This is a genomic window from Nesterenkonia massiliensis (assembly GCF_000455245.1).
Taxonomy (GTDB): Bacteria; Actinomycetota; Actinomycetes; order Actinomycetales; family Micrococcaceae; genus Nesterenkonia; species Nesterenkonia rhizosphaerae.
The window spans coordinates 148,230-175,020 of record NZ_HG005166.1; the positions used below are offsets into that span (position 1 = coordinate 148,230).

33 protein-coding genes are annotated in these 26,791 nt (G+C 61.0%); 32 read left to right on the plus strand and 1 reads right to left on the minus strand.

Annotation, left to right across the window (positions count from 1 at the left end; translation table 11 throughout):
* The first annotated feature begins 40 nt into the window (after positions 1-40).
* From tuf to TX78_RS03965, 27 genes are all read left to right on the plus strand, one after another.
* The gene (tuf, locus tag TX78_RS03835) at positions 41-1,231 is read left to right on the plus strand and encodes an elongation factor Tu (protein ID WP_044493862.1); all 1,191 of its coding nucleotides are present in this window, start codon (positions 41-43) and stop codon (positions 1,229-1,231) included.
* 621 nt (positions 1,232-1,852) lie between these two features.
* A complete protein-coding gene (locus TX78_RS03840; protein WP_044493864.1) occupies positions 1,853-4,192 on the plus strand; it encodes a hypothetical protein in 2,340 nt (779 codons plus the stop codon).
* A gap of 495 nt (positions 4,193-4,687) precedes the next feature.
* Positions 4,688-4,996, plus strand: a complete 309-nt coding sequence (gene rpsJ / locus TX78_RS03845; RefSeq protein WP_022871716.1) for a 30S ribosomal protein S10 — start codon at positions 4,688-4,690, stop codon at positions 4,994-4,996.
* Positions 4,997-5,018: 22 nt separating this feature from the next.
* Positions 5,019-5,681 carry a 50S ribosomal protein L3 gene (rplC, locus tag TX78_RS03850; RefSeq protein WP_044493868.1) on the plus strand — a complete coding sequence of 221 codons (663 nt, stop codon included), beginning with the start codon at positions 5,019-5,021 and terminating at the stop codon, positions 5,679-5,681.
* 5 nt (positions 5,682-5,686) lie between these two features.
* Positions 5,687-6,307, plus strand: a complete 621-nt coding sequence (gene rplD, locus TX78_RS03855) for a 50S ribosomal protein L4 (protein ID WP_044494367.1) — start codon at positions 5,687-5,689, stop codon at positions 6,305-6,307.
* On the plus strand, positions 6,304-6,612 hold the full coding sequence (gene rplW, locus TX78_RS03860; RefSeq protein ID WP_044493871.1) for a 50S ribosomal protein L23: 309 nt from the start codon (positions 6,304-6,306) through the stop codon (positions 6,610-6,612). Before rplD ends, rplW begins: the two co-directional genes overlap by 4 nt.
* Positions 6,613-6,646: 34 nt before the next feature.
* The gene (gene rplB, locus TX78_RS03865) at positions 6,647-7,483 is read left to right on the plus strand and encodes a 50S ribosomal protein L2 (protein ID WP_044493873.1); all 837 of its coding nucleotides are present in this window, start codon (positions 6,647-6,649) and stop codon (positions 7,481-7,483) included.
* A 12-nt stretch (positions 7,484-7,495) separates the two neighbouring features.
* Positions 7,496-7,777, plus strand: a complete 282-nt coding sequence (gene rpsS, locus TX78_RS03870) for a 30S ribosomal protein S19 (protein ID WP_044493876.1) — start codon at positions 7,496-7,498, stop codon at positions 7,775-7,777.
* Between the two features lie 56 nt (positions 7,778-7,833).
* Complete coding sequence (gene rplV, locus TX78_RS03875; RefSeq protein ID WP_044493879.1) at positions 7,834-8,199, plus strand: 50S ribosomal protein L22; 366 nt, start codon at positions 7,834-7,836, stop codon at positions 8,197-8,199.
* Complete coding sequence (gene rpsC / locus TX78_RS03880) at positions 8,199-9,002, plus strand: 30S ribosomal protein S3 (protein WP_044493881.1); 804 nt, start codon at positions 8,199-8,201, stop codon at positions 9,000-9,002. Before rplV ends, rpsC begins: the two co-directional genes overlap by 1 nt.
* Positions 9,002-9,418, plus strand: coding sequence for a 50S ribosomal protein L16 (gene rplP / locus TX78_RS03885; RefSeq protein WP_044493883.1), 417 nt, complete (start codon positions 9,002-9,004; stop codon positions 9,416-9,418). The genes rpsC and rplP overlap by 1 nt, the downstream gene beginning before the upstream one ends.
* Before the next feature lie 2 nt (positions 9,419-9,420).
* A complete protein-coding gene (rpmC, locus tag TX78_RS03890) occupies positions 9,421-9,678 on the plus strand; it encodes a 50S ribosomal protein L29 (RefSeq protein WP_044494369.1) in 258 nt (85 codons plus the stop codon).
* 2 nt (positions 9,679-9,680) lie between these two features.
* Entirely contained in the window at positions 9,681-9,965 is a 285-nt protein-coding gene (gene rpsQ / locus TX78_RS03895) for a 30S ribosomal protein S17 (protein WP_044493886.1), read from the plus strand.
* Positions 9,966-10,256: 291 nt separating this feature from the next.
* Entirely contained in the window at positions 10,257-10,628 is a 372-nt protein-coding gene (gene rplN, locus TX78_RS03900) for a 50S ribosomal protein L14 (RefSeq protein ID WP_044493888.1), read from the plus strand.
* Positions 10,629-10,631: 3 nt separating this feature from the next.
* Positions 10,632-10,970, plus strand: coding sequence for a 50S ribosomal protein L24 (gene rplX / locus TX78_RS03905; protein WP_044493890.1), 339 nt, complete (start codon positions 10,632-10,634; stop codon positions 10,968-10,970).
* A complete protein-coding gene (rplE, locus tag TX78_RS03910; RefSeq protein ID WP_044493892.1) occupies positions 10,967-11,536 on the plus strand; it encodes a 50S ribosomal protein L5 in 570 nt (189 codons plus the stop codon). The genes rplX and rplE overlap by 4 nt, the downstream gene beginning before the upstream one ends.
* Positions 11,537-11,634: 98 nt before the next feature.
* The gene (rpsH, locus tag TX78_RS03915; RefSeq protein WP_044493893.1) at positions 11,635-12,033 is read left to right on the plus strand and encodes a 30S ribosomal protein S8; all 399 of its coding nucleotides are present in this window, start codon (positions 11,635-11,637) and stop codon (positions 12,031-12,033) included.
* 20 nt (positions 12,034-12,053) lie between these two features.
* Complete coding sequence (gene rplF / locus TX78_RS03920) at positions 12,054-12,590, plus strand: 50S ribosomal protein L6 (protein ID WP_044493895.1); 537 nt, start codon at positions 12,054-12,056, stop codon at positions 12,588-12,590.
* Positions 12,591-12,593: 3 nt separating this feature from the next.
* Positions 12,594-12,965 (plus strand): 50S ribosomal protein L18, encoded by a 372-nt coding sequence (rplR, locus tag TX78_RS03925; protein ID WP_044493897.1) that lies wholly within the window; start codon positions 12,594-12,596, stop codon positions 12,963-12,965.
* Positions 12,962-13,711 carry a 30S ribosomal protein S5 gene (rpsE, locus tag TX78_RS03930; RefSeq protein WP_081652548.1) on the plus strand — a complete coding sequence of 250 codons (750 nt, stop codon included), beginning with the start codon at positions 12,962-12,964 and terminating at the stop codon, positions 13,709-13,711. The genes rplR and rpsE overlap by 4 nt, the downstream gene beginning before the upstream one ends.
* A complete protein-coding gene (rpmD, locus tag TX78_RS03935) occupies positions 13,708-13,944 on the plus strand; it encodes a 50S ribosomal protein L30 (RefSeq protein WP_044493900.1) in 237 nt (78 codons plus the stop codon). The genes rpsE and rpmD overlap by 4 nt, the downstream gene beginning before the upstream one ends.
* Entirely contained in the window at positions 13,944-14,438 is a 495-nt protein-coding gene (gene rplO, locus TX78_RS03940; protein ID WP_044493902.1) for a 50S ribosomal protein L15, read from the plus strand. The genes rpmD and rplO overlap by 1 nt, the downstream gene beginning before the upstream one ends.
* 176 nt (positions 14,439-14,614) lie before the next feature.
* Complete coding sequence (secY, locus tag TX78_RS03945) at positions 14,615-15,922, plus strand: preprotein translocase subunit SecY (RefSeq protein ID WP_044493904.1); 1,308 nt, start codon at positions 14,615-14,617, stop codon at positions 15,920-15,922.
* A complete protein-coding gene (locus TX78_RS03950) occupies positions 15,919-16,488 on the plus strand; it encodes an adenylate kinase (protein ID WP_044493907.1) in 570 nt (189 codons plus the stop codon). Before secY ends, TX78_RS03950 begins: the two co-directional genes overlap by 4 nt.
* Positions 16,489-17,331 (plus strand): type I methionyl aminopeptidase, encoded by an 843-nt coding sequence (map, locus tag TX78_RS03955; RefSeq protein ID WP_081652549.1) that lies wholly within the window; start codon positions 16,489-16,491, stop codon positions 17,329-17,331. It begins immediately after the preceding gene.
* A 61-nt stretch (positions 17,332-17,392) separates the two neighbouring features.
* Positions 17,393-19,366 (plus strand): type I restriction-modification system subunit M, encoded by a 1,974-nt coding sequence (locus tag TX78_RS03960; RefSeq protein ID WP_044493909.1) that lies wholly within the window; start codon positions 17,393-17,395, stop codon positions 19,364-19,366.
* Positions 19,367-19,527: 161 nt separating this feature from the next.
* Positions 19,528-20,622, plus strand: coding sequence for a restriction endonuclease subunit S (locus tag TX78_RS03965; protein ID WP_049897428.1), 1,095 nt, complete (start codon positions 19,528-19,530; stop codon positions 20,620-20,622).
* Between the two features lie 36 nt (positions 20,623-20,658).
* Here the strand turns inward: TX78_RS03965 and TX78_RS03970 are convergent, their stop codons facing one another.
* Positions 20,659-21,870 (minus strand): Fic family protein, encoded by a 1,212-nt coding sequence (locus tag TX78_RS03970; RefSeq protein ID WP_044493911.1) that lies wholly within the window; start codon positions 21,868-21,870, stop codon positions 20,659-20,661.
* Between the two features lie 135 nt (positions 21,871-22,005).
* On the opposite strand from TX78_RS03970, the gene TX78_RS03975 reads away from it, so the two are divergent.
* The 5 genes from TX78_RS03975 to rpsK all read left to right on the plus strand — a co-directional run bounded on the left by TX78_RS03975 (position 22,006) and on the right by rpsK (position 26,776).
* Positions 22,006-25,137: a type I restriction endonuclease subunit R gene (locus TX78_RS03975; RefSeq protein WP_044493913.1), complete on the plus strand. Its 3,132-nt coding sequence runs from the start codon at positions 22,006-22,008 to the stop codon at positions 25,135-25,137.
* Between the two features lie 239 nt (positions 25,138-25,376).
* Positions 25,377-25,598 (plus strand): translation initiation factor IF-1, encoded by a 222-nt coding sequence (infA, locus tag TX78_RS03980; RefSeq protein WP_044493914.1) that lies wholly within the window; start codon positions 25,377-25,379, stop codon positions 25,596-25,598.
* A gap of 13 nt (positions 25,599-25,611) precedes the next feature.
* Positions 25,612-25,725 carry a 50S ribosomal protein L36 gene (gene rpmJ / locus TX78_RS03985; protein WP_044493916.1) on the plus strand — a complete coding sequence of 38 codons (114 nt, stop codon included), beginning with the start codon at positions 25,612-25,614 and terminating at the stop codon, positions 25,723-25,725.
* Positions 25,726-25,990: 265 nt separating this feature from the next.
* Positions 25,991-26,359 carry a 30S ribosomal protein S13 gene (gene rpsM / locus TX78_RS03990; protein WP_044493918.1) on the plus strand — a complete coding sequence of 123 codons (369 nt, stop codon included), beginning with the start codon at positions 25,991-25,993 and terminating at the stop codon, positions 26,357-26,359.
* A 15-nt stretch (positions 26,360-26,374) separates the two neighbouring features.
* The gene (rpsK, locus tag TX78_RS03995) at positions 26,375-26,776 is read left to right on the plus strand and encodes a 30S ribosomal protein S11 (protein WP_044493921.1); all 402 of its coding nucleotides are present in this window, start codon (positions 26,375-26,377) and stop codon (positions 26,774-26,776) included.
* Positions 26,777-26,791 lie beyond the last annotated feature (15 nt).

Genomic DNA, 26,791 nt, shown 5'->3' on the forward strand with positions numbered 1-26,791 from the left:
AAGTCTTACTGACCTGAACACGTTTCTATAGGAGGAACCTGTGGCCAAGGCAAAGTTCGAGCGGACTAAGCCGCACCTCAACATCGGCACCATCGGTCACGTCGACCACGGCAAGACCACGTTGACTGCCGCTATCTCCAAGGTGCTGGCTGACAAGTACCCGGACCTCAACGAGGGCCGTGACTTCGCATCCATCGATAACGCTCCTGAGGAGCGCGAGCGCGGTATCACTATCAACGTCTCTCACGTGGAGTACCAGACGGAGAAGCGTCACTACGCTCACGTCGATGCTCCCGGCCACGCCGACTACGTGAAGAACATGATCACCGGTGCTGCTCAGATGGACGGCGCGATCCTCGTGGTCGCAGCCACCGACGGTCCGATGGCTCAGACCCGCGAGCACGTGCTGCTGGCCCGCCAGGTTGGCGTGCCGAAGCTGCTGGTGGCTCTGAACAAGTCCGACATGGTTGATGACGAGGAGCTGCTGGACCTCGTCGAGATGGAGGTTCGCGAACTTCTGTCCGACCAGGGCTTCGAGGGCGACGACGCTCCTGTGATCCGCACCTCCGGCCTGAAGGCTCTCGAGGGCGACGCAGAGTGGGTCAAGTCCGTTGAGGACCTGATGGAGGCTGTGGATGAGTTCATCCCGGAGCCGGAGCGTGACCGTGACAAGCCGTTCCTGATGCCGATCGAGGACGTCTTCACCATCACCGGTCGCGGCACTGTGGTGACCGGTCGCGCCGAGCGTGGCACCCTGGCTATCAACTCTGAGGTTGAGATCCTGGGTATCCGCGAGAAGCAGAAGACCGTTGTGACCGGTATCGAGATGTTCCACAAGCAGCTCGACGAGGCTTGGGCAGGCGAGAACTGTGGTCTGCTGCTTCGCGGTCTGAAGCGCGAGGATGTCGAGCGCGGCCAGGTTGTGGCTGCTCCCGGCTCCATCACCCCGCACACCAAGTTCGAGGCAAACGTCTACATCCTGTCCAAGGATGAGGGCGGTCGCCACAACCCCTTCTACACCAACTACCGTCCGCAGTTCTACTTCCGTACTACTGACGTGACCGGTGTGATCGATCTGCCTGAGGGCACCGAGATGGTGATGCCCGGTGACAACACCGAGATGACCGTCGAGCTCATCCAGCCGATCGCTATGGAAGAGGGCCTCGGCTTCGCTATCCGCGAGGGTGGCCGCACCGTTGGCTCCGGCAAGGTCACCAAGATCATCGAGTAATACTCTTACTCACTGATCAGCTGATCTGATTCACAGGACCCCCAGCATCTTCGGATGCTGGGGGTCCTGTGCGTTATACGCTGTCAGGGTTGCCGCGGTAGCCGTGGTTCCCCGGGGTGGTCAACGAAGTGGATAAGGCGGTAACCAGTCATGGAGTGGCTGACGATATTTCTGCTGATGCTGGCCGTGCCCTTTGGCATCGGCCTGGCTTTGGGCTATCACTGGGGGCGTTCAACGACACCCCAGCGCCCCTCGCCCTACGATATGTCCACCCCCGGCAGGCCCGCGGAATACGTTCCCCCAGCGCCTCCTGGCAATGAGTGGGTGGCACCTTCTGGCTATTTCGCTCCGACTGGCCCGCCACCCCCGAGTGGGCAGCAGCCGGCGACTGTCGCTCTGCCTCCGGCCGGTTATATCCCTCCTATTGCGCAGCCAACTACAGCGCATAGGCAGCCTGGTGACCTTGCGTATCCGCCGCAGTCCACGGCAGTCCCGCGCACACCGGCATATCCGGCGCCAGCGACAGCGCCGAGCACTCGCAGTGAGTTTCGAGCTATCAATATCGCGCTCTACATCGGGGGACTGCTGCTGTCCGCGGCTGCTTTGGCGTATGTCTCAGTGATGCAGTCACCTGTATTCACCGCGGTGTCCCTGTTGGTGGCCTATGTGGTCTTCGCCGTCGTGGGCTTTGTCCTGGCTGAACGTGTCAGTGTGCTCAAACCGGCGGGAATGGCCTTATTCGGCACGTCATTGGCGATTCTCTCGGTGGCTGCAGTGCCGGTGAATGCAGCATTCATCGGTGACGGACGGCTCACCTGGCTGCTGACCTCCCTGCTGGGCCTGAGTGTCTACAGTGCTGCAGCGCTGCGCCTGGATTCGCGGGTACTGGGATATCTGGCCGTATCGTTCTTCTACTCCGCGATGTTCTCCTCCACCGCGGTGCTGCAGCAGGGGCTGCTGTGGTCGCTGGTGCTAATCATGCTGCTGGCCGCTATGAGCCAGTTCGGGATGAATCTGCTGGGGGAGAGGCTCCCCGTCATCCTGACGCGTCCCTTCGGCCGACTGCATTGGCTGGTTGTCCCAGGTGCGGTGCTGGCCGGGCTGCTGACACCGACGGCTATGCGCAGCACTGACTACACGGTCCTCTTCGCCGCAGCGGGGATCTACTATCTGGTCTGTGCGGTGTGGCCGCCTGTGGAGAGGTTCAGCCTCGGCTACGCTGTGGCGGCCCGGATGCTGTTCACCGCTGCCTTCATCAGCTGGCTGCTGACTCTGGACCTGGGGTATGTGATCACGCTGGCGCTGATCACCCTGTGGATGGCTGCGGTCTACTTCTCTATGATCTATCTGCCCGGTTCTGCCCCGGATCACGGCAGATCCGATCAACGCATACCCGCCCACCGAGAAGCAGCCTCGGCAGCGCTAGTAGCCGCTCTGGCGACAGCCCTGCTGTCCCAGATGCTTATGGTGTCTGCAGCAGCTGAGGAGACACCATGGCTGTGGCTGAGCGTCATCGTCGCAACAGCATCAGCCATCGGTGCCCACGAGATTCTGCTGCGCCGGCCTGGCAGAATCCGCCGGAACGTGCTGCGTGCCTTCCTCATCCTGGCTGTCATCACCTCACTGCCCGGGCTACCAGTTCTGGGAATGGTGTGGTTGAGCATCTGGATCCTGGCCGAACGCCGACTCAGTGGCGAAGGGCTGCGCTCAGCAGTTCAGCGTGGTCTTCTGGCACTATGGTGCGCCGGCCTGGGCTGGACTGTGGGGGAGTTCGGAGCTGATATCTGGCTCGGTATCCGGCTCGGGCTGCTGGCGCTCTGCCTGGCAGCAGCCGGGGCGGTCCTGCACTGGGTGCGCCGACCCGATGCCAGGTACCTCGTCGGCGAACCCCTGGCATGGCTCATCCTGATTCCCGCCGTGACACTGCTTCACCGTGCTCAAGCCTCGAGCTGGTGGTGGGCTGATCTTGCCACCGCGTTTGTTCTGCTGGGTCTGGCACTCTTGTTGGTTTTGCGCAGGCTGAAGGAACCCGTCACCGCGGTGACGGTACCGGTATATGCAGCCCTAGGTGCGTATCTGACCGTAGTTGAGACACTGCAGAACCTCTTTGACGGTCGTATCGGGGCCACGAGTTCGGTCACCGGGTACCTGGGGTCCAGCGTGGCCTTCACAGTTGTGGTGCCGCTGGCGCTTTGGATGCGCGACCGGTACCCCAGAGAAGCTAGCGCACTGCGTATGCAGCTGGCCCGAAGCGCCGCAGTGGTGGCGCTGGTCGCTTCTACCGCACCTATGGTGACAGCAGAGCCGGGCCGGGTCCCGGTGCTGGCCTGGGTGGTACCGCTGATGCAGGGCACACTACTGGTCTTGGCCGTTCGCTGGGTACCCCAGCGACTGCGTGTCCACGTGGGCCTAGCCGGCAGTCTCCTGCTTCCGCTGTCTGGACTTTTCGCGCTGTACCAGGCCGAGCTTGATACTGAAGCGCTCGTGGCGGGAACTGGACTGCTGATGCTGCTGGCCATTCTGCTCAACGAAGCGTTGATCTTCGGTCGCACCGAAGCGCCTGGCCAGCCTGCACCACGCGGTCCGGGCGTGGATCGTGACTGGGCGATGATCCACTACGTCACTGCCGGCGTGCTGGCCACCCTTCTGGCGCTGGTAGGCCTCGGCGCAGATAGCCCGTTGGTACAGATCACACCCCTTGTGGCAGCGGCAGCGCTGCTGACCGCTGGTCTGCTGAGAGCGCGACGCCTGGGCCTCTACTGGGGTGCCGGTCTCATCGTCCTCGCTGTCCTGTGGTCACTGCGTCAGGCGGTCTTTGGACTGCTGATTGCCCTGGGTGTGCTCATCATTGCTGCGGCTGTGTGGAGGCTGCTGGCTGTACAGAAGAAGCAGCCGCCAGAGCACAGACCAGCTGCAGCTGACCCCGGCCAGTATGCCTCAGAGCGCACCGACAGCCGTTGAGACCGGCTTCACCAGGCTTCCGAGCTTGCGAGTCCGGAGAGAACATGACACTATAGACAAGTTGTTCACGATCCGTGTGCCCTGGCGTGCCTGCGGTCCGGATTCGATGAACGGGCAAGCATAACTTTCAATCCGGCTCACTGCGGGTGTTCTGCTGTGCGCAGCAATCGCTGCTCATCTAAGCGACACGCCCGACCGCGGGGGCCGGGGTTCCGGTCAGTCGAGGAACCCATTGCAGCCGCTGATACCAGCGGCGCACCGTCAACGGTGGTGATGGATTCGGCAGGCAGAGGGACCGCAGATCACGTGTCACACGTGATAGGCAGCCACAACATCAGACGGTTTTCCGGCACCGGATATGGCTCTTTTGAAGAGCTGATCCCCCACGCCGCGCAGAGCTTTTCGATGAGGTCGCGTCGCTTCGACGACGTCGCCGCCACATGGCTGCCACGAACAACGAACGAAGCAGGACTGACCAGAAAGAGGCTCAACGCCATGGCGGGACAGAAAATCCGCATCCGGCTGAAGTCGTATGACCATGAGGTCATCGACACCTCGGCTCGGAAGATCGTCGACACGGTCACACGTGCAGGTGCAACGGTTGTCGGCCCCGTGCCGCTGCCCACCGAGAAGAACGTGTACGCCGTTATTCGTTCTCCCCATAAGTACAAGGACTCTCGCGAGCACTTCGAGATGCGCACTCATAAGCGCCTGATCGACATCGTGGACCCGACGCCTAAGGCTGTCGATTCCCTGATGCGTCTCGACCTGCCTGCAGACGTCAACATCGAGATCAAGCTCTAGTCAGGGAGGTGCTGAGAGAACTATGACCAACATTTCCCGCGTCGAAACCAACGTCAAGGGACTGCTGGGCACGAAGCTCGGCATGACCCAGGTCTGGGACGAGAACAACAACCTCGTCCCCGTCACTGTCGTCCAGGCCGACTCCAACGTCGTCACCCAGATCCGCTCCGAGGAAGTCGACGGCTACAACGCCGTCCAGATCGGCTTCGGCCAGATCGATCCTCGCAAAGTGACCAAGCCGATGGCTGGCCACTTCGAGAAGGCAGGCGTGACCCCACGCCGCCATATCGTGGAAATCCGCACCGCAGAGGCCGGCTCCTACGAGCTGGGCCAGGAGCTCAAGGCTGAGACCTTTGAAGCCGGCCAGAAGGTCGACGTCATCGGCAAGACCAAGGGCAAGGGCTTCGCTGGCGTTATGAAGCGCCACGGCTTCTCCGGTGTCGGTGCTTCCCACGGTCAGCACAAGAACCACCGCAAGCCCGGCTCCATCGGTGGCGCAGCCACCCCCGGACGCGTCTTCAAGGGCCTGCGCATGGCTGGCCGGATGGGCAACGTCCGCCACACCACGCACAACCTCACCGTCCACGCAGTGGACGCCGAGAAGAACCTGCTGCTCATCAAGGGCGCCGTTCCTGGCCCCAAGGGTGCGGTCATCCTGGTCCGCACGGCAGTGAAGGGAGCATGATCAAAATGGCAACCAAGGTTTCCGTCGACTTCCCCGCAGAGGTTTTCGACGTCGCCACCAACAACGCGCTGATCCACCAGGTCGTCGTGGCGCAGCAGGCTGCTGCTCGTCAGGGCACCCACAAGGTGAAGACCCGCGCTGAGGTCTCCGGCACCGGCGCTAAGCCGTTCCGCCAGAAGGGAACCGGCCGGGCTCGTCAGGGCTCAATGCGCGGTCCCCACATGATCGGCGGCGGCATCGTTCACGGTCCGACCCCGCGTGACTACGCCCAGCGCACCCCCAAGAAGATGAAGGCTGCTGCACTGCGCGGCGCTCTGTCTGACCGGGCACGCAACGGCCGTATCCACGTGATTGACGCACTGGTGACCGAGAAGGCCTCCACCAAGGCAGCCAAGGAAGCTCTGGCTTCCCTCGGCGGCCAGGATCGCAACTGGCTGGTGGTCATCGACCGCAGCGACGACGTCGCCGCGCTGTCCACCCGCAACCTGCCCCATGTCCACACTCTCTACGCCGACCAGCTGAACACCTACGATGTGCTCGTCTCCGACGACATCGTGTTCACCCAGGCCGGATACGACGCCTTCCTGGCTCACGCACAGGGCGGCAACAAGGAGGAGGCCAAGTGAGCGTCCTGACCCAGAAAGACCCCCGCGACGTCATCATCGCGCCGGTGGTCTCCGAGAAGTCCTACGCACTGATCGACGAAGGCAAGTACACCTTCCTGGTCGATACTCGCTCCACCAAGAGCGAGATCAAGTACGCAGTGGAGAAGATCTTCGGCGTCAAGGTCGACAAGGTCAACACCATCAACCGTCCGGGCAAGCGCAAGCGGACCCGTTTCGGCTGGGGCTCCCGCAATGACACCAAGCGGGCGGTCATCACCCTCAAAGAGGGCTTTGCAATTGACATCTTCGGAGGATCCGCAGCATAAGGCTGCCGGAACCACTTGATCGAGGAAGAGAACCATGGCTATTCGTAACCTGAAGCCGACCACCCCGGGCCAGCGCGGCTCATCGGTGGCCGACTTCGCAGAGATCACCCGGTCTACGCCGGAAAAGTCCCTGCTGCGCCCGCTGAGCAAGACCGGCGGCCGTAACAGCTCGGGCAAGATCACCACCCGTCACAAGGGCGGCGGCCACAAGCGCCAGTACCGCCTGATCGACTTCCGCCGCGCGGATAAGGACGGCGTGCCCGCGAAGGTCGCTCATATTGAGTACGACCCCAACCGCACCGCACGTATCGCCCTGCTGCACTTCGCAGACGGCACCAAGCGCTACATCCTGGCTCCGGCCAAGCTTGAGCAGGGTGCTGCAGTGGAGTCCGGCCCCAACGCGGATATCAAGCCCGGCAACAACCTGCCGCTGCGTAACATCCCCGTCGGTACCGTGATCCACGCTGTGGAGCTGCGTCCCGGCGGCGGTGCCAAGCTCGGCCGCTCCGCTGGTGCCTCCATCCAGCTGGTTGCTCGTGAAGGCAAGTACGCCCAGCTGCGTCTGCCTTCCGGTGAGGTCCGCAACGTGGACGTGCGCTGTCGTGCAACTGTTGGGCAGGTCGGCAACGCCGAGCAGTCCAACATCAACTGGGGCAAGGCTGGCCGTATGCGCTGGAAGGGCGTCCGCCCGACCGTCCGCGGTGTTGTCATGAACCCTGTCGACCACCCGCACGGTGGTGGCGAGGGCAAGACCTCCGGTGGTCGCCACCCGGTCAACCCCAACGGCAAGCCCGAGGGCCGCACCCGCCGTCCCAACAAGGAAAGCGACAAGCTCATCGTGCGTCGCCGTCGTACCAAGAACAAGCGATAGGAGCCTGGAAACATGCCACGCAGCTTGAAGAAGGGCCCCTTCGTTGATCAGCACCTGTACCTGAAGGTCGCTGCTGAGAACGAAAAGGGCACCAAGAACGTCATCAAGACATGGTCCCGCCGTTCCATGATCATCCCGGACATGCTCGGCCACACCATCGCCGTGCACGACGGACGCAAGCACATCCCCGTGTTCATCACTGAGTCGATGGTCGGGCACAAGCTCGGCGAGTTCGCTCCGACGCGCACATTCCGCGGCCATGTGAAGGACGACAAGAAGGGCAAGCGCCGCTGACCCTCACGGGATCAGTACGTTTGCACTACTTCTGAGAAGACGAGAGAAGGAAAGCAATGGAAGCCAAGGCAATTGCGCGCTACGTGCGTGTGACGCCTATGAAGGCCCGGCGCGTCGTCGACCTTGTCCGCGGCAAGCAGGCCAACGAGGCACTGGCCATTCTGCAGTTCGCCCCCCAGGGCGCTTCGGAGCCGGTGTACAAGGTGGTGGCCTCTGCAATGGCCAACGCCCGGCAGCATGCTGACAAGGCCGGCGTCGCCTTCAATGAGGACGATTACGTCATCACTGAGGCACGCGTCGACGAAGGACCCACCATGAAGCGGTTCCGCCCCCGTGCACAGGGACGCGCCTACCGCATCAACAAGCGCACCAGCCACGTGACCATCGTGGTCGGCACAGAAGAGAAAGGTGGAGATCAGTAGTGGGACAGAAGATCAACCCCAATGGTTTCCGTCTGGGCATCACCACTGACCACGTCTCCCACTGGTACGCCGACTCCACCAAGCCGGGTCAGCGCTACAAGGACTTCGTGAAAGAGGATGTCCAGATCCGCGAGCTGCTGGAGAAGAGCGTTGAGCGCGCCGGCATCTCCAAGGTCGAGATCGAGCGCACCCGTGACCGCGTTCGCGTCGATATTCACACTGCCCGCCCGGGTATTGTGATCGGCCGCCGTGGCGCCGAGGCAGACCGCATCCGCGGCGAGCTCGAGAAGCTCACCGGCAAGCAGATCCAGCTGAACATCCTCGAGGTCAAGAACCCCGAGATCGACGCTCAGCTGGTTGCTCAGGGTGTGGCCGAGCAGCTCGCTGCTCGTGTGGCATTCCGCCGCGCAATGAAGAAGGCCATCTCCTCGGCAATGCGTGCAGGCGCCAAGGGTATTCGTATCCAGTGCTCCGGCCGTCTTGGCGGTGCCGAGATGTCCCGTTCCGAGTTCTACCGCGAAGGCCGTGTGCCGCTGCACACCCTGCGTGCGAACATCGACTTCGGCAAGCACGAGGCTAAGACCACCTTCGGCCGCATTGGCGTGAAGGTCTGGGTCTACAAGGGCGATCTGACCGCCAAGGAGCTTGCTGCACAGCAGGCTGCTGCTCCCTCCGGCCGCGGCGGACGCCGTGGACCCGGCGGCGGAGCTGGCGATCGTCGTCGCCGCGGTGCAGGCCGTGGGCGCGATGGCGCACCGGCAGCAGCCGAGGCCGCACCTGCCGCTGAAGGAGGGCAGAACTGATGTTGATGCCACGTCGCGTCAAGTACCGCAAGCCGCATAAGCCTAAGCGCAGCGGCATGGCTAAGGGCGGCACCGAGCTCGCATTCGGCGAGTACGGCATCCAGGCCCTCGCCCCGGCATATGTGACCAACCGTCAGATCGAGTCGGCACGTATCGCCATGACCCGTCACATCAAGCGTGGCGGCAAGGTTTGGATCAATATTTATCCTGACCAGCCGATCACCAAGAAGCCTGCCGAGGTCCGTATGGGCTCCGGTAAGGGTTCCCCCGAGTGGTGGGTCGCGAATGTGAAGCCCGGACGTGTGATGTTCGAGCTGTCCGGTGTCAGCGAGGAGGTCGCCAAGGAGGCGCTCCGTCTGGCAATCCACAAGCTGCCGATGAAGGCACGCGTGATCAGCCGAGAGAGTGGTGAGTGACCATGGCAGTCGGATCCAAGGACCTGACCGTTGAGAAGCTCGCAGAGCTGGACGAGGCGCAGCTGGCTGAGGCCCTGCGCACCGCCAAGGAAGAGCTCTTCAACCTCCGTTTCCAGTCCGCCACCGGTCAGCTGGAGAACTCCGCCCGGCTGAAGGCCGTTAAGCGCGATATCGCTCGCATCTACACGATCCTGAACGAGCGCAAGCTCGGCATTCGTGAAAACGTGGGCGCTTCCGCTGAAGAGAAGACTGAGGACTGAGCATGAGCGAAGCAAGCACTGAAACCCAGGGCACTGAGCGTAACTACCGCAAGAACCTGCGCGGCGTCGTCGTCTCCGACAAGATGGACAAGACCATCGTCGTCGAGGTCGAGGACCGCAAGAAGCACTCCCTGTACGGGAAGGTCATGAAGCGGCACAGCAAGTTCAAGGCCCACGACGAGAACGGCGAGGCCGGCGTCGGAGACATCGTTCTGATCTCCGAGACCCGTCCGCTCTCCGCTAGCAAGCGGTGGCGCCTGGTCCGCGTGGTCGAGAAGGCTAAGTAAGCCTTTTCGCTGCCGCGACTATCACCAGCAAGACCCCGACTCGCCCGACGAGTTGGGGTCTTGCTGTTTATTCGGTATGATATTGAGGCTGTGCGCCCATGCGTGGAGATATCCGTCTGCATGGACAGCGCACATCCCCCAAGATCGCCTCGGCCATCTGCCCATTCCAACGTCTCCCGCCACGGGAGCTGGGGTATGTGGGAAAGCGATGGGGGAGGTCCATATTGAAGTTCCACAAGGCTCGTGAAGCGGTTGCATGACGAGAACCAGTGAGACGACAGGAGAAACCAAGTGATTCAGCAGGAATCGCGGCTGAAGATCGCCGACAACACCGGTGCTAAGGAAATCCTTACCATCCGTGTTCTCGGTGGATCCGGACGCCGCTATGCAGGTATCGGCGACACCATTGTCGCCACCGTCAAGGATGCAATCCCCGGCGGTAACGTCAAGAAGGGCGATGTGGTCAAGGCCGTCATCGTCCGTACTAAGAAGAAGACCCGTCGCACAGACGGCTCCTACATCAGCTTCGATGAGAACGCTGCCGTCATCCTCAAGGGTGACACCCCGGAGCCCCGCGGCACCCGTATCTTCGGCCCCGTGGGCCGCGAACTTCGCGACAAGAAGTTCATGAAGATCGTCTCGCTTGCTCCGGAGGTGCTGTAACTCATGGCCAAGATCAAGAAGGACGACCTCGTCCAGATCCTCACCGGCAAGGACAAAGGCAAGCAGGGCAAAGTTCTGCAGGTGCTCCCCAAGAAGGACCGCGTGGTCGTCGAGGGTGTCAACCGAGTGAAGCGTCACCTGCGTGCCGGCCAGTTCGGCAACACCGAGGGTGGCATCGTCGAGTCCGAGGCCCCCATTCAAGTCTCCAACGTCGCAGTCGTCGACCCGGAGACCGGCAAGCCGACCCGTGTGGGCTACCGCTTTGAGACTGTAGAGCGCGACGGCGAGACCGTGACCAAGAAGGTCCGCTTCGCCAAGGCCTCCGGGAAGGAGCTGTCATGACAGAGACCGCCGTGAAGATCACCCCCCGCCTGAAAACCAAGTACCGTGAGGAGATCCGTACCTCCCTGCAGGAGGAGTTCGGATACTCCAACGTGATGCAGGTTCCCGGTCTGGTGAAGGTTGTCGTCAACATGGGCGTCGGCGAGGCTGCTCGCGACTCCAAGCTCATCCAGGGCGCTATCGAGGACCTGACCGCAATCACCGGCCAGAAGCCCAAGGTGACCCGCGCAAAGAAGTCCATTGCACAGTTCAAGCTGCGCGAAGGCCAGCCCATTGGTACTCACGCAACCCTGCGTGGCGACCGCATGTGGGAGTTCATCGATCGCCTGGTGACCCTGGCCCTGCCCCGTATCCGGGACTTCCGCGGCCTGAGCCCCAAGCAGTTCGACGGCAACGGCAACTACACCTTCGGGCTCACCGAGCAGTCGGTGTTCCACGAGATCGATCAGGACAACATTGATCGCCCCCGCGGTATGGACATCACTGTGGTGACCACCGCTACCACCGACGAGGAAGGCCGCGCGCTGCTGCGTGCACTGGGCTTCCCCTTCAAGACCGAACAGTAAGCACTACGTCGAAGGTCCTTTCACCAGAGGTTCCAAGCAGCTAGCTTGAGTTCCTTCGGAGATCGGAAACCGCGACGAGGAAGGGCATAAGCCCCACCATGACAATGACTGATCCCGTCGCAGACATGCTGACGCGTCTGCGCAACGCCAACTCGGCCTACCACGACCAGGTCTCCATGCCCAGCTCCAAGCTGAAGGTGCGCGTGGCCGACATCCTCAAGGCCGAGGGCTACATCACCGACTGGCGCGAGGAAGAGGCAGAGGTCGGCAAGACTCTGATCATCGACCTGAAGTTCGGCCCGAACCGTGAGCGTTCGATCGCCGGCCTGCGCCGCATCTCCAAGCCCGGGCTCCGGGTCTACGCGAAGTCCAACAACCTCCCGCACGTTCTGGGCGGCCTGGGCATCGCCATCCTGTCCACCTCCTCCGGTCTCTTGACTGACCGGCAGGCAGCTAAGAAGGGTGTGGGTGGGGAAGTCCTCGCCTACGTCTGGTAACCGGAAGGAGTCGAAGCACTATGTCACGCATCGGTCGTCTTCCGATCACCGTTCCTGCCGGCGTTGATGTCACCATCAACGGCCGTGAGATCCGCGTTAAGGGCGCCAAAGGCGAACTTACCCGCACCATTGCCGAGGGCATCGGCGTCGAGCTTGAGGATGGCACCCTGACGGTGACCCGTCCCAGCGATGAGCGCGAATACCGCTCACTGCACGGCCTGACCCGCAGCCTGATCAACAACATGATCATCGGCGTCACCGAGGGCTACACCAAGAAGCTCGAAATCGTCGGCACCGGTTACCGCGTGCAGGCCAAGGGCTCGGACCTCGAGTTCGCACTCGGCTACTCCCACCCTGTCGCAGTGAAGGCCCCCGAGGGCATCAGCTTCCAGGTTGAGGGCAACACCAAGCTGGCAGTGTCCGGCATTGACAAGCAGCAGGTCGGCGAGGTTGCTGCAAACATCCGCAAACTGCGCAAGCCTGACCCGTACAAGGGTAAGGGCGTGCGCTACGAGGGTGAGCAGATCCGCCGCAAGGCCGGAAAGGCAGGTAAGTAAACCATGGCTATCGGTATCAAGGGCAAGTCCAAGTCCGCTGCCCGCGGCCGGCGCCACCTGCGCCTGCGCAAGCGGATCAGCGGTAGCGCCGAGCGTCCCCGCCTGGTGGTTAACCGTTCCGCTCGCCACATGGTCGCTCAGGTCGTCAACGACCTCGAGGGCAAGACCGTGGTCTCCGCCACCACTATGGAGGCAGACCTGCGGAACTTCGATGGCGATAAGACCGCCAAGGCGAAGAAGATCGGCGAGCTGATCGCCGAGCGCGCCAAGGCAGCCGGCATCGAGGCCGTGGTCTTCGACCGCGGCGGCAACAAGTACCACGGTCGCGTGGCCGCCGTCGCCGACGGCGCCCGGGAAGGTGGGCTGAAGCTGTGAGTGAGAACGCCAACAACACTGAGAAGGACTCATCTGTGACTGAGGCCAACGAAAACGTTGCTGAGGCAGCTGAGAAGCAGTCCCAGCCGGAGAACACTGAGGCCCGTGACAACCGAGGCGAGGGTCGCGGACGCGGCCGTGGCCGCGGTGAGGGTCGCGGTCGCGGCGAGGGCCGTGGACGTGGCGGTCGCGATGAGGACAAGGACAAGTTCCTTGAGCGCGTCGTCACCATCAACCGCGTCTCCAAGGTCGTCAAGGGCGGTCGTCGTTTCAGCTTCACCGCACTTGTCGTCGTCGGCGACGGCGACGGCACCGTGGGTGTCGGCTACGGCAAGGCCAAGGAAGTTCCTGCAGCTATCGCCAAGGGCGTGGAAGAGGCCAAGAAGTCCTTCTTCCGCGTTCCCCGCGTCGGCTCCACCATCCCGCACCTGGTCAAGGGTGAGGCCGCTGCCGGCGTCGTGCTGCTGCGTCCCGCTTCTCCAGGTACCGGTGTGATCGCCGGCGGTCCGGTCCGCGCCGTGCTTGAGTGTGCAGGCATCCACGATGTGCTGACCAAGTCCATGGGCTCGGCCAACGCCATCAACATCGTGCACGGCACCATCGATGCGCTCAAGCGCCTCGAAGAGCCCGAGTCCGTGGCAGCACGCCGCGGCAAGGCTCTTGACGAGGTCGCTCCGGCACCGATGCTGCGCACTATGGCTGCTGACCGCGAAGCCAAGAAGAACGCACAGAAAGCAGGTGCATGACATTGGCAAACACTGTTCAGTACAGCACCGCCAAGGATCTGAAGGCTTCCGACGCGAAGCTTGAGATCACCCAGATCAAGTCCACCATCGGCGCCAAGCCCAAGCACCGCGAAACCGTTCGCTCGCTGGGCCTGAAGCGTATCGGCCACACCGTGGTTCGCGACGCTGACGCAGTGACCGTGGGCATGCTCAACACTGTCAAGCATCTCGTGAAAGTTGAGGAGGCCAACTGATGGCAGAGAACACTCCTGCCGAGTCCGGAGTCCTGAAGCTTCACGACCTGCGTCCGGCCCCCGGTTCCAAGAAGGCCCGCACCCGCGTTGGTCGTGGTGAGGCATCTAAGGGCAAGACCGCAGGCCGTGGCACCAAGGGCACCAAGGCTCGTTACCAGGTCCGTCCTGGCTTCGAAGGTGGACAGCTTCCGCTGTACATGCGCCTTCCGAAGCTGCGCGGCTTCAAGAACCCCTTCCGTGTGGAGTACTCGCCGGTCAACCTGACCAAGCTGGGCGAGCTCTTCCCCGAGGGCGGCGAGGTAACCGCTGAGGCGCTGATCTCCAAGGGTGTTGCCCGCAAGGGTCGCCCGGTGAAGATCCTCGGCTCCGGTGACATCTCCGTGGCTCTGACGGTGAAGGCTCACGCTTTCTCCGCTTCCGCTGAAGAGAAGATCACCGCTGCGGGCGGTTCCGTCGAAAAGCTCCCGGTGAAGGCCGCTCCCACCGCGGAGTGACCCACCAGGAATAAGTGATCAGCCCCCGTAGGCCTTCAGAGTTCCCCGATCAGGGGTTTCTGGCCAGGCCTGCGGGGGCTTTCACATATGTGGGGGATTGGTTGAATTCTTCGCCAGCGCGCTGAGCGCGTTAGGATGACTGACTGTGTGGTCGGCAGACCCATAGAGGAGGACGCTTGTTCAGCGCAATAGCTAGGGTTTTCGCATCACCCGACCTGCGCATGAAGATCCTGTTTACGCTCGGGATCATCACGATCTACCGGATCGGCGCATTTATCCCTGCACCCGGGGTGGACTACAACGGTGTGCAGCAGTGTCTTGCCCTCGGGCAGGCAGAGGGTGGTCTGTACAACTTCGTCAATATGTTCTCCGGCGGCGCCATGCTTCAGGTCTCGGTCTTCGCCCTGGGTGTCATGCCGTACATCACCGCAGCGATCATCGTGCAACTGCTGCGTGTGGTCATTCCACGTTTTGAGACTCTTCAGCGTGAAGGTGCACAGGGTCAGGCCAAACTGACCCAGTACACCCGGTATCTCACGCTGGCGCTGGCGACGCTGAACGCCACTGTGCTGGTCACGATGGCGCGTTCGGGTGCCCTGCTGGGCTGCAACCCCGGCGACATCATCCCTGATGACAGCATCTTCCTGGTCATGCTCATGATCCTCACGCTGGTCACCGGCGTGGCCATGATCATGTGGCTCGGCGAACAGATCACCGAGCGCGGCGTCGGCAATGGCATGTCCATCCTGATCTTTGTTGCTATCGCCGCCGGCTTCCCTGGCTCCATGCGCGATATCTGGACCGTTCAGGGCTGGCGCGTCTTCACCATCGTGTGCATCGTGGGCCTGATCGTTGTGGCTGCGGTGGTCTTCGTGGAGCAGTCCCAGCGCCGTGTTCCCGTCCAGTACGCAAAGAAGCAGGTAGGTCGCCGCACCGTTGGCGGAACCTCCACCTATATCCCCATCAAGGTCAACATGGCTGGCGTGATCCCCGTGATCTTCGCTTCCTCGATCCTGATGTTGCCCTCGGTTCTGGGCCAGTTCAATCAGCCGGCACCCGGTGAAGAGGCGCCGCAGTGGTTGATCTGGATCAACACGTATTTCGACGGCGCCCACCCGGTCTATATGGCTGTGTTCTTCCTGATGACCATCGGCTTCACCTACTTCTACGTCACCATCACGTTCAACCCGAACGAAGTGGCCGAGAATATGCGGAAGTTCGGCGGCTTCATCCCCGGTATTCGGGCCGGCAAACCCACCGAGAGCTACCTCTCCTACGTGATCTCCCGCATCACCTTCCCGGGCTCGCTGTACCTGGGTCTGATCGCGCTCATCCCACTCATCGCCTTCGTCCTCATCGGGGCTGATCAGAACTTCCCATTCGGTGGAACGTCTATTCTGATCATGGTTGGTGTGGGCTTGACCACAGTCAAACAGATCAACGCTCAGATGGAACAACACAACTACGAAGGGCTGCTGCGATGACTCGAATGCTGATCGTGGGACCGGCTGGATCCGGCAAGGGAACCCAGTCCAAGCGGATTTCCGAGGAGCTTGGCATTGTGGCCATCTCCACCGGAGATATCTTCCGTGCCAATATCAAGGGTGAGACTGAGCTTGGCAAAGAGGCCAAGACCTATGTCGACGCCGGCAACCTCGTCCCGGATTCGGTGACCAACCGCATGGTGGAGGACCGGCTGGGCTGGGAGGATGCCAAAGACGGCTTCCTGCTGGATGGCTACCCGCGCAACCGCACCCAGGTTGCCGCCCTCGATGAGATGCTCTCGCGTCTGGGCGTGGAGCTCGACGTCGTCCTGGAGCTCACCGCTGACCGCGAAGAGCTCATCCAGCGCCTGAAGAAGCGTGCTGAGATCGAGGGACGCAAGGATGACGCTGACGAGTCAGCGATCCGTCGTCGCCTGGAGCTTTTTGATACCGAGACCGCACCGATGATCGCTGAGTACGAAGAGCGCGGTCTGCTGCGCCGCGTCGACGGACTGGGCCCGATCGATGAGGTCAACGCCCGCATCATGGAAACGCTGAAGTCCTAAGTGCTAACACGTGCGCGGATCGAACTGAAGTCCAATGAGCAGCTGCGTCATATGGACGCAGCCGGCTCTATCCTCAGTGAGGGACTGGACCGTGCAGTGGCTGCTGCCCGCCCGGGAGTGACTACTGGCGAGCTTAATGATGTGTTCGCCGAGTACATCACCTCCCGGGGGGCCAAGCCGAACTTCTTGAACTACCACGGCTTCCCCGGCTATATCTGCGCCTCGGTCAATGAGGAAGTCGTTCACGGCATCCCGGGGGAGCGGGTGCTGCAGACCGGTGATGTGCTCAAGATCGACGGCGGCTGCATCATTGAGGGCTGGCACTCCGACTCTGCACGGACTGTCATCCTGGGATCTTCTGCTGAAGGTACTGCTGATCCCGAGGATGAGCGGCTCAGCGAGATCACCCGCGCTGCGCTGTGGCAGGGCATTGCTGCCTTCGCCACCGCCAAGCACATCGGGGAGATCGGCGACGCCGTCGAGGACTTCGTAAGGTCCCAGCCCGGTAAGCCGCTGGGGATCCTGGAGGATTATGTGGGTCACGGCATCGGTTCGGCGATGCATATGGCTCCCGATGTCTTCAACTACTCCACCGGGATGAAGGGCGCGAAGATCAAGCCCGGCATGGCGGTGGCGATTGAGCCGATGCTCACCCGCGGCGGTATTGAGACCAAGGTCCTTGAGGATGACTGGACCATCATCACCACTGACGGCACCCGCGCCAGCCAGTGGGAGCACTCGGTGTGCCGCCACGAAGCTGGCATCTGGGTGCTGACTGCCCCCGATGGCGGGGCTTCTGAGCTGGAGCCGCTCGGTGTGACTCCAGTGCCGATTCCTTCCTGAGTATTCGTTAGGCTTTAGTGCCTTAGCTTCACGCCCGCGTTCACTTTTGAGGGGACTTCCTGTGCTTAACCATGCCCAGTTCATCTGGAACGCCGCCGATATTCTGCGGGGCACCTATAAGCAGCACCAGTACGGGGACATCATTCTGCCCTTTACTGTTCTGGCTCGGCTTGATGCCGTGCTGGCCCCTACTAAAGCTGCGGTGCTGGAGGCGGCCAAGGGGTTCGACGTCGACGCTGAGCTTCCGCTGGGCATGCTCCGTCACCGCGCAGGTCACCACTACTCCTTCTATAACCGGGCTGGCCATACTTTGCTTACCCTGCGTGGGGACACCTACAACTTGGAGGAGAATCTCCGGTCGTATGTGAACGGTTTTTCCGGCAATGTGCGGGACATCTTCGAGCAGTACAAGTTTGAAGACACGGTGATTGATTTGGCCCGTCATGATCTGCTCTTTGATGTGCTCAAGCACTTCACCCAGGCTGATCTGGATCTGCACCCGGACCGTGTCAGCAACGAGCAGATGGGGCATATCTTTGAGGAGCTGATTCGTCGGTTCGCGGAAGCCTCCAATGAAACCGCTGGTGAGCATTTCACACCGCGAGAAGTCATCGAGCTGATGGTGTCACTGCTGGTGACTGAGGAAGAACAGCTGAACACCCCTGGTGTGGTGCGCGATGTCTACGACCCCACCGCTGGCACCGGCGGCATGCTCTCAGTGGCGGAGGAGAAGATTCGGAAGCTGAATCCGCAGGCTGAGGTGAACCTGCTGGGCCAGGAGATCAACCCGGAGTCATACGCCATCTGCAAGGCGGACATGGTGGTGAAGGGCCAGGGGATCGACAACATTGTGTTGGGAAATACTCTCACCAGCCCCGCTTTCGAGGACCGCACCTTCCATTATGGCCTCTCGAATCCACCGTTTGGGGTGGACTGGAAGAAGCACAAACAAGTGGTGGAGACCGAGCATGAGGTACAGGGGTATACCGGTCGCTTCGGCCCGGGACTGCCCAGGGTCTCCGACGGTTCCTTGCTGTTCCTGATGCACTTGATCACTAAGCTGCGGGATCCCGACCCCGGGACTGGTGCAGCGGGCGGCAAGGGCGCGATTGTTCTCAACGGTTCCCCGCTGTTCACCGGCGGTGCCGGCTCGGGTGAGTCGAATATCCGGAAGTGGGTGCTGGAGAACGACTACCTGGAAGCCATCATCGGGCTGCCCACGGACATGTTCTACAACACCGGGATCTCCACATACATCTGGGTGCTGAACAAGAAGAAGCCAGAGCACCGCAAGTGGAAGGTGCAACTGATCGACGCCACCGCGATGTTCACAAAAATGCGCAAGTCGGTGGGCTCCAAGCGCAAGATGCTGGGCGCGGAGGACATCAAACGCATCACGGAGCTGTATGAGGGCTTCGATGAGTCCAAGCATTCGAAGATCTTCCGCAACCAGGACTTCTTCTACCGGACCATCACCGTAGAGCGCGCGCTGCGGTTGAATTACGCCTACGCCGCGGATCGCGTAGAGCGGGCCTTGGACTCCAAAGCGGTGACGAAGCTGGAGGAGGATATTCGCGCGGGCCTTGGAGAGGTGCTGCAGGCAGCCGAGGCGGAGGCTTCGAATACGTGGACCAGCCGGGATGAGTTCTTGAAGGATCTCAAGACCCGGTTGGATGCCGGGGGAGCGAAACTAACTCCTGCTCAGCTGAAGGCAGTCGTCTCAGAACTCTCGGAGCATGACGACGACGGCGAGCTGATCACCAAGCGCAACGGCTCACCTGAGCCGAACCCCGCGTTGCGTGACACAGAGAATGTGCCCTGGGATGAGGACATTCACGAGTATCTCGAACGCGAGGTCAAGCCATTCGTGCCGGATGCTTGGATTGATGAGTCCAAAACCAAGATCGGCGTGGAGATTCCGTTCACCCGGCATTTCTACGAGTACGTTCCGCCGCGCCCCTTGGAAGAGATCGATCGCGACCTCGAGGAAGTCCTCGGCCGTATCCGCCAACGCCTAGAGCAGGTGAAAGCGTGAGACAAGTGTACTTGCCGAGCCGGTGGCCCCAAGTGGCTCTCGGTCGGTTATTTCAGCGTCAACAGCGCACACCTGGTAAGGGCACAGGCGTAGTTACGGCATTTAGGGATGGCCAGGTTATGCTCCGGTCCCGACGCAGAACAGATGGATTTACTGAAGCCGTGCAAGAGATTGGCTATCAGGGAATCGAACCTGGGGATCTCGTGATTCATGCGATGGATGGATTTGCTGGTGCAATCGGTGTTGCACAGGATCGGGGCAAATCCTCGCCTGTTTATTCGGTGCTTACTCCGCGTCAGGCGCAGACCGCGTATGTGCCCTTCTACGCCTACGTCCTGAGAAACTATGCGTTATCGGGTCTCGTTCAGTCTTTCGCACAAGGAGTTCGAGAGCGTTCCACTGAGTTTCGTTGGAACACTTCCAAGACTGTGCTGGTACCCGCGCCCGGATATGGAACCCAACAGACCATCGCCGACTACCTCGACCACGAGACCGCCGAAATCGACGCCTTCATCGCGGATCTAGAAGCGCTGATTAAATTGGAAGAAGAGCGTCGTATCGCAACTATCGACGCTCACCTCGATGCAGGTGAGCCGGTAATGGTGCCGATGAAGCATCTCGGAACTTTAAGGTCAGGTCTCACTCTAGGCACCAAGTACACGGAACCGGTCGAAGAGTTTCCCTACCTCCGTGTGGCGAATGTACAGACCAACTACGTGGACCTCACAGACGTGGCCACAGTCCGTGTGCCGCAGCGGGTCGCGGATACAAACCGCCTGCAACCAGGAGACATTCTGATGACTGAGGGTGGTGACCGCGACAAATTGGGCCGGGGAGCCATCTGGGACGGAAGTGTTCCAAACATGCTCCACCAGAATCACATCTTCTCGTTTCGCTGCGCTGAAGCTCTCTCCCCGGAGTACCTGGTGCTTGTTCTGGAATCCACATGGGCGCGTGACTACTTCGATCTCACCGCACGTCAGTCCACTAATTTGGCCTCCACAAACTCGACTACGGTGAGGTCTTTCCTCGTCCCATATCGGGACCGAGGAGCTCAGGAAAGGCTCGTCAAAGCACTTCACGCTGCCCTAGCTAAGGTGGCCGATGCTGTGCACGATTCCCGGAAGGCGATTGCGCTCGCCAAGGAACGCCGCGCTGCACTGATCTCGGCTGCCGTCACCGGGCAGATCGATGTCACCGCTAAGCATAAGCCAGCCGCCGAACAGCTCGAAGAGGACATCGCTCAGCTCGCCTGAGAGCGCGCCGAGCAGCCGCGCCTCCTCCCGTCCACGCTATTTGCGGTGCAGCTGCTGGGCGTAGGCATCGAGAGTCTGGAGAACTCCCGGGTGCTGATACACCCGGTGCCGCCGCTTCCCTGAACGTTCTTCCAACACACCGCGTTCGGTCAGCTGGGCCAGCGCGCGCTGGGCCGTCATTTCATTGAGTCCAAGCTGCGTGACCAAGAACCGGGAGTCAATCACCGGATGCGAGATCAAGTGCGGGATCACTGACCACGCGCTGGCATTGCGGCGAAGTCCTGCGAGCTTCTGCTCCGAGTCCTCCAATACGGTCACCAGATCATCCACCAACACCATTCCGGAGTTTGACGCGAATAAAGACGCTTCAACGAAGCGGCTGAGAATCGGCTCCGCATCCCCCTGGCGGAAAGCAGTCAGCGCATCGAAATATCCCTCGGTGTCCCGAAGCAGACCGGCCGACACAGGCGCCGTCGTCTCCGTCATCACCCCGTGCGTCTGGAGCATGGCATGCACCAGGGCGCGGCCGGTTCGACCATTGCCGTCAACGAACGGGTGAATAGTCTCGAACTGGGCATGGGCTACCGCCGCCTGAAACAGCGGGGGGAGGTCCACCCGATGCATAAACGTCATCAAATCCTGCATGGCCGGCCGAATCAGCTCCGGCTGGGGCGCCATATGGCTGGCACCAATAGGGGTTACTCGCGAAGTCCCCACCCACACCAGGGAATCCCGATACCGGCCGGCGTACCTCTCGCCATGACGCTGCGCCGAAATCAGCACCCGCTGCATGGTCAGAATGGCATCCTCGTCCAGGCGGTCAGCGAGCTGCAAAGCCGCTTCCATGGCACGCAGGTTGCCGACCACCACGGAGGCATTATCACTAGAGCTCTGACCAAGCTCAGCTAGGGCAAGCTGGCGTGCGCCTACCGTGAGGTTCTCGATCTGAGAGGAGGATGAGGATTCCGTGCGCAGCAGGATGGAACTCATGGGTCCCAGGGCGTTGTTCTCGCGGCCCAGCCGCCCCAACGCGTAGTTGTCGAAGCGGGCGAGTGCTGTGGTCGCTTCGTCCAGATCTGTCACCAGTTCAGGGGGAAGAGCCGGCCGGTAGTCCTTCAACTCGGCGGGCACAGCAGAACGGTACGGCCCAGTGGCGGCAGCCAGGCGTCGTCGTCCTGTGCTGCCGTCAGGTTCCGCTGTCCAGAAGTGGTCTTCTTTGCCCATGGCAGGGACAGGAAGTGTTGCCATAGATCCACCTTACTAACACTTTGAGCGTAAGTGTTAGTAACGATCTGTCGAGACTCACAGTTCTTCACACGCGAGCTGACCTGCACAAAGTAGGGTGAGGGAGAGCACTCGGCAGAGCAAAAGAGGGGACCTCGGATGAGTCAGCTTCACCACGAGGATAGATTTCAGCGCCAGATTGCGGACTACCTGGCCGACCACGGCTGGCTGGCGTCACCGAACTCCTCCGGCTATGACAAAGAACGTGCCCTCTGGCCCGAAGACCTCCTCGGTTGGTTAGAAGACTCTGATCCGGAGAACTACCGCAGGATTGTCCCTGCTGAACCGGGTGCGGCCCAGCAGAAGGGGCAGCGCACAATCCTAGACAGGGTGGCCAAGCAGCTCGCTGTCACCGAAGAGCAGGGCGGTGGCACTCTCAACGTGTTGCGCAACGGGGTGGATGTCATCGGGGCTCGCCGATTCCAGCTCATGCAGAACCCGGTCTCCACGGATCTAAACCCTGAACTAACTGCGCGGTACCGGAAGAACCGGCTGAGGGTTGTCCGTGAGGTCATCTACTCCACGCGGCACAGCAACCGCATTGACCTTGTCCTCTTCCTCAACGGCATCCCGGTGGCCACCATTGAAACCAAGACCACCTTTAGCCAGTCGTTAGAAAAGGTTAAAGACCAGTACCGCAAGGACCGGCTGCCACAGGGCGAACCGCTGCTGACCCCGTTCCGTGGAGCCCTGGTGCACTTCGGGCTCACCGACGAGAACATCGTGATGACCACCGCACTCAGGGGAAGCGAAACCTTCTTCCTTCCCTTTGACCGCGGCCATCACAACGGCGCAGGCAACCCGCCGGTGGAGGGCAAGCATCGCACAAGCTACTTCTGGGAGGAGATCCTGGATCCTGATACTTGGCTCAACATCCTGGCCAAGTTCATCTACGTCAACCGAGAGAAACGCGCCGACCCGCTCACCGGCAAAATCATCACGCGCAGTCAGATCCGATTCCCCCGGTACCACCAGTGGCGGGCAGTCAGCAGGCTCGTCCACACTGCCGCAGAAGAGGGTCCCGGTCATAAATACCTCATCCAGCACTCTGCTGGTTCCGGAAAAACTGACTCTATCGCTTGGACCGCCCATAGGCTGGCAGATCTTCAGGCGGCAGATGGTCAGAAAGTCTTCGACTCAGTCATTGTCATCTCCGACCGGCAAGTTCTGGACCGCCAGCTGCAGGAAGCTGTGAATCAGCTGACTAACACTTCAGGGAAGTTCCAACCCATCACCTCGGGCAGCGAGGGGTCTAAAACCAAACAACTCATGGCGGCCTTCGCTGCACGAGTGCCCATTATTGGGCTTACCCTGCAGACCTTCCCCCATGCATTGAAGAAGATGCGCGAAGAAGGCGGGATTCTGGATGGCCGACGCTTCGCCGTCATCGCAGACGAGGCTCACACCTCGCAGACCGGTGCTGCGGCCAATGCACTCAAAGAGCTGCTCTACCTGCAACAGCAGGCAACTGATGTTGCTGATATGGATGAAGCCGAACTGAACCAGGAAGCGCTGGCAGCAATGGCCGCCAGGGTGGATGAAGACAAGCGAATCAGTTACTTCGCCTTCACGGCCACACCTAAGGGAAAGACCCTGGAGATATTCGGCAGACGCAGGGACCCGCAGAGCCCGCCAGAGCCCTTTGACCTGTATTCCATGAAGCAGGCCATTGAAGAAGGCTTCATCCTCGATGTGCTGAAGAACTACACCAGTTATGAAACCGCGGCCCGGATCGCTCGTCGCACTGAGACCGGTGGTCATCAAGAGCTGGACATCCGGCGTTCCAGTAGGGCGATCATTGGCAAAGTGGAGCTGCACCCGACCAACGTCTCCTCCAAAGTCCACGAGATCATCGAGCACTTCACCCATGTGGTCCAGCCCGAACTCGGCGGCCGTGCTAAAGCCATCGTGGTCACCTCATCCCGTGCTGCCGCAGTGCGCTATCACCGGCATTTTCAGCGTGCCGTGGCAGAGCGTGGGTTGGCTTTGAAATCGTTGGTGGCGTTTTCGGGAGAAGTTGAAGATCCCGATGTCCCAAGTATTGGCGGAGCACAGAAGCACACGGTGACTGAGGAAACTGAGAACCCAGACCTCAAGGGCCGGGACTTAGCTCAGGTCTTTGGGCAGCAGGACCAGCATGTCCTCATCGTCGCGAATAAATACCAGACTGGCTTTGATGAGCCGCTGCTGGTGGCCATGTATGTGGATAAGAAACTCTCGGGCATCTCCGCAGTCCAGACCCTCTCACGGCTCAACCGCCAGGCCCAGGGGAAAGACAACACCTACATCCTGGACTTCATCCCGGATAACCCCCAGCGCGTGGAAGCCGCTTTCAGGGAGTACTACGAGGATGCAGTCCTGGTGAAGGAATCCGATCCCGAGCTGGTCCTGGAGCTGAGGATGAAGCTGGAGAATAAGCGGATCTTCCTGCCCTCTGAAGTAGACCACTTCTGGCGCATCTGGCGCGGCGCCAAGAGTGAGAAGAACGCCCACGGACAGATCAATGGCGTCATCGACATCGCGGTTGAACGATTCGCCGTGTATTGGCAGCAAGCAGTGAACATCTACGTACAGCAGGACGATGCTGCTCAACTAGAGGAACTAAAGGAGTTCCGTAAGACCCTGGGTGCCTATTCCAAGGCCTACGACTTCTTCAGCCAAATCCTCAATTTCGGAGATGAATACTACGAGAAGCTCTCCGTGTACGCGGAGAAGCTTCAGCGCAAGCTCGTGAGCTTCACCGAGGAGGAGACAGACCCCGACCGGATCAACCTCGACGACGTTGTTCTCACACACTTCAAGCTAGAGAAACTCCGGGAAGAGTCCTTGACCGCTGGGGGTGGGGGAGAAGGTCTGCGCGGAATGACCGAGGCGGGCATCTCCCGTGGTGGCGATGCCCAGCGCGGCACTTGGGAAGAGGTCATCGAGACAGTCAACGAGTACTTAGGCCACCTGGACGTGGATGACGAGCACAAGCTCAGCTACACCGAATCACTGCTGGCTCGTGCTGTGAAGGACAAGAAGCTTCAAACACAGGCCAGTAATAACCCTGAGGCGGACTTCAAGCATTCACCCACACTGAATGCCGTGGTCGAGGATGCTATCTGGGGTGATGATCAGGACCATGCGGCATTGGCGGAGGCTGCTCGCAAGAATCCTGGCGGTATGGTGAAGCTGCTGTTGGATATGGGGCTCTACGAACGGCTGCTGGAAGAGCACCGCGCGGCCTGATCAGGTGGAGTCGGCCCGCCGTCGACGTTGGGTTTTGGTGGAACTAACACCGACTGGCGCGGCGGGCTTGACTCAGGTACGATTGTCTGTTGGTTGTCTCTGCCCAACTATGCCTGTTGGCAGATGTGCGGGCAGGGACTCTAAAGCAGAAATCCAGATCCTCCGCTCAGCCCTACTTTATGCCGATATTCCGGTGTGAACGGGGCGGTTCAGGGGATCGTGAACGGTGTGTGGAGCATATGGGTAAAAAAGAAGGCGTCATCGAGGTCGAGGGCTCAGTTGTTGAAGCCCTGCCGAATGCAATGTTCCGTGTGAAGCTGGAGAACGATCACGTTGTCCTGGCAACCATCTCGGGCAAGATGCGCCAGCACTACATCCGCATCCTCCCCGAGGACCGGGTCGTGGTGGAGATGAGCCCTTATGACCTCAACCGCGGCCGTATCGTCTACCGCTACAAGTAATCGAGGAGAACCCATGAAGGTTCAGCCGAGCGTGAAGCCGATCTGCTCCGACTGCAAGACCATCCGTCGCGGTGGTGTTGTGCGAGTGATCTGCAAGAACCCGCGCCACAAGCAGCGCCAGGGCTGAGCTCTTCACTTAAGTCTTTTAAGTGAGGGCGCTTAAGTACCGCGCAGGGAGTTGTGCCACCGGTCGCCTAGTTGGCGAACGGGAGCATTCCCACCACAGCTCAATACAGCAAAGCAGTGCAGCTCGCGAATGAGCTGGCGAGCATACCTCCGGTTACCGAAGGCCGGGGACCCGCTGATGACGCCGCCTCCGGCGTCGGACATAAAAGTCCCAGAGGGGATCGCGCTGCTTCAGACCTTCGGATAAGACAAAGGAGGACTGCCACGTGGCACGTCTGGCAGGTGTGGACATCCCGCGCGAAAAGCGCACGGTGATCGCACTCACTTATATCTACGGCGTGGGACGCACCCGCGCTGAACAGGTCCTTGAGGCCACTGGGGTTGACCCCAACACCCGCGTGAAGGACCTGACTGACGAACAGCTGGTCGCTCTGCGTGACTACATCGAAGGCAACTTCACCGTTGAGGGCGACCTCCGCCGTGAGGTCTCCGCTGATATCCGCCGCAAGGTCGAAATCGGCTCTTACGAGGGCCTGCGCCACCGCCGTGGCCTGCCCGTCCGCGGTCAGCGCACCAAGACCAATGCGCGCACCCGTAAGGGCCCCAAGAAGACCGTCGCAGGCAAGAAGAAGTAGTTCACAGGAGAGACAATGCCCCCCAAGACTCGTGCAGCGGTCCGTAAGCCGCGCCGCAAGGCAAGCAAAAACATCACTCAGGGTCAGGCTCACATCAAGTCGACCTTCAACAACACCATCGTGTCCATCACGGACTCCACTGGCGCTGTGATCTCCTGGGCCTCCTCCGGCGAGGTTGGCTTCAAGGGATCCCGCAAGTCCACTCCCTACGCCGCACAGATGGCAGCCGAGCAGGCTGCTAAGCGCGCACAGGAGCACGGCATGAAGAAGGTTGACGTCTTCGTCAAGGGCCCCGGCTCCGGCCGCGAGACCGCGATCCGCTCCCTACAGGCCGCTGGCCTGGAGGTCGGATCCATCGCTGACGTCACCCCCAGCGCTCACAACGGCTGCCGCCCGCCCAAGCGCCGTCGCGTCTGAGCGACACTTCTTTAC

Excerpts from the sequence above, each read along its gene's own strand:
- TX78_RS03840 (WP_044493864.1), top strand. The coding sequence starts at position 1,853 with ATGCAGTCACCTGTATTCACCGCGGTGTCCCTGTTGGTGGCCTATGTG.
- rpsJ (WP_022871716.1), top strand. The coding sequence starts at position 4,688 with ATGGCGGGACAGAAAATCCGCATCCGGCTGAAGTCGTATGACCATGAG.
- rplC (WP_044493868.1), top strand. The coding sequence starts at position 5,019 with ATGACCAACATTTCCCGCGTCGAAACCAACGTCAAGGGACTGCTGGGC.
- rplD (WP_044494367.1), top strand. The coding sequence starts at position 5,687 with ATGGCAACCAAGGTTTCCGTCGACTTCCCCGCAGAGGTTTTCGACGTC.
- rplB (WP_044493873.1), top strand. The coding sequence starts at position 6,647 with ATGGCTATTCGTAACCTGAAGCCGACCACCCCGGGCCAGCGCGGCTCA.
- rpsS (WP_044493876.1), top strand. The coding sequence starts at position 7,496 with ATGCCACGCAGCTTGAAGAAGGGCCCCTTCGTTGATCAGCACCTGTAC.
- rplV (WP_044493879.1), top strand. The coding sequence starts at position 7,834 with ATGGAAGCCAAGGCAATTGCGCGCTACGTGCGTGTGACGCCTATGAAG.
- rplP (WP_044493883.1), top strand. The coding sequence starts at position 9,002 with ATGTTGATGCCACGTCGCGTCAAGTACCGCAAGCCGCATAAGCCTAAG.
- rpmC (WP_044494369.1), top strand. The coding sequence starts at position 9,421 with ATGGCAGTCGGATCCAAGGACCTGACCGTTGAGAAGCTCGCAGAGCTG.
- rpsQ (WP_044493886.1), top strand. The coding sequence starts at position 9,681 with ATGAGCGAAGCAAGCACTGAAACCCAGGGCACTGAGCGTAACTACCGC.
- rplX (WP_044493890.1), top strand. The coding sequence starts at position 10,632 with ATGGCCAAGATCAAGAAGGACGACCTCGTCCAGATCCTCACCGGCAAG.
- rplE (WP_044493892.1), top strand. The coding sequence starts at position 10,967 with ATGACAGAGACCGCCGTGAAGATCACCCCCCGCCTGAAAACCAAGTAC.
- rpsH (WP_044493893.1), top strand. The coding sequence starts at position 11,635 with ATGACAATGACTGATCCCGTCGCAGACATGCTGACGCGTCTGCGCAAC.
- rplF (WP_044493895.1), top strand. The coding sequence starts at position 12,054 with ATGTCACGCATCGGTCGTCTTCCGATCACCGTTCCTGCCGGCGTTGAT.
- rplR (WP_044493897.1), top strand. The coding sequence starts at position 12,594 with ATGGCTATCGGTATCAAGGGCAAGTCCAAGTCCGCTGCCCGCGGCCGG.
- rpmD (WP_044493900.1), top strand. The coding sequence starts at position 13,708 with ATGACATTGGCAAACACTGTTCAGTACAGCACCGCCAAGGATCTGAAG.
- rplO (WP_044493902.1), top strand. The coding sequence starts at position 13,944 with ATGGCAGAGAACACTCCTGCCGAGTCCGGAGTCCTGAAGCTTCACGAC.
- TX78_RS03950 (WP_044493907.1), top strand. The coding sequence starts at position 15,919 with ATGACTCGAATGCTGATCGTGGGACCGGCTGGATCCGGCAAGGGAACC.
- TX78_RS03970 (WP_044493911.1), bottom strand. The coding sequence starts at position 21,870 with ATGGCAACACTTCCTGTCCCTGCCATGGGCAAAGAAGACCACTTCTGG.
- TX78_RS03975 (WP_044493913.1), top strand. The coding sequence starts at position 22,006 with ATGAGTCAGCTTCACCACGAGGATAGATTTCAGCGCCAGATTGCGGAC.
- infA (WP_044493914.1), top strand. The coding sequence starts at position 25,377 with ATGGGTAAAAAAGAAGGCGTCATCGAGGTCGAGGGCTCAGTTGTTGAA.
- rpmJ (WP_044493916.1), top strand. The coding sequence starts at position 25,612 with ATGAAGGTTCAGCCGAGCGTGAAGCCGATCTGCTCCGACTGCAAGACC.
- rpsK (WP_044493921.1), top strand. The coding sequence starts at position 26,375 with ATGCCCCCCAAGACTCGTGCAGCGGTCCGTAAGCCGCGCCGCAAGGCA.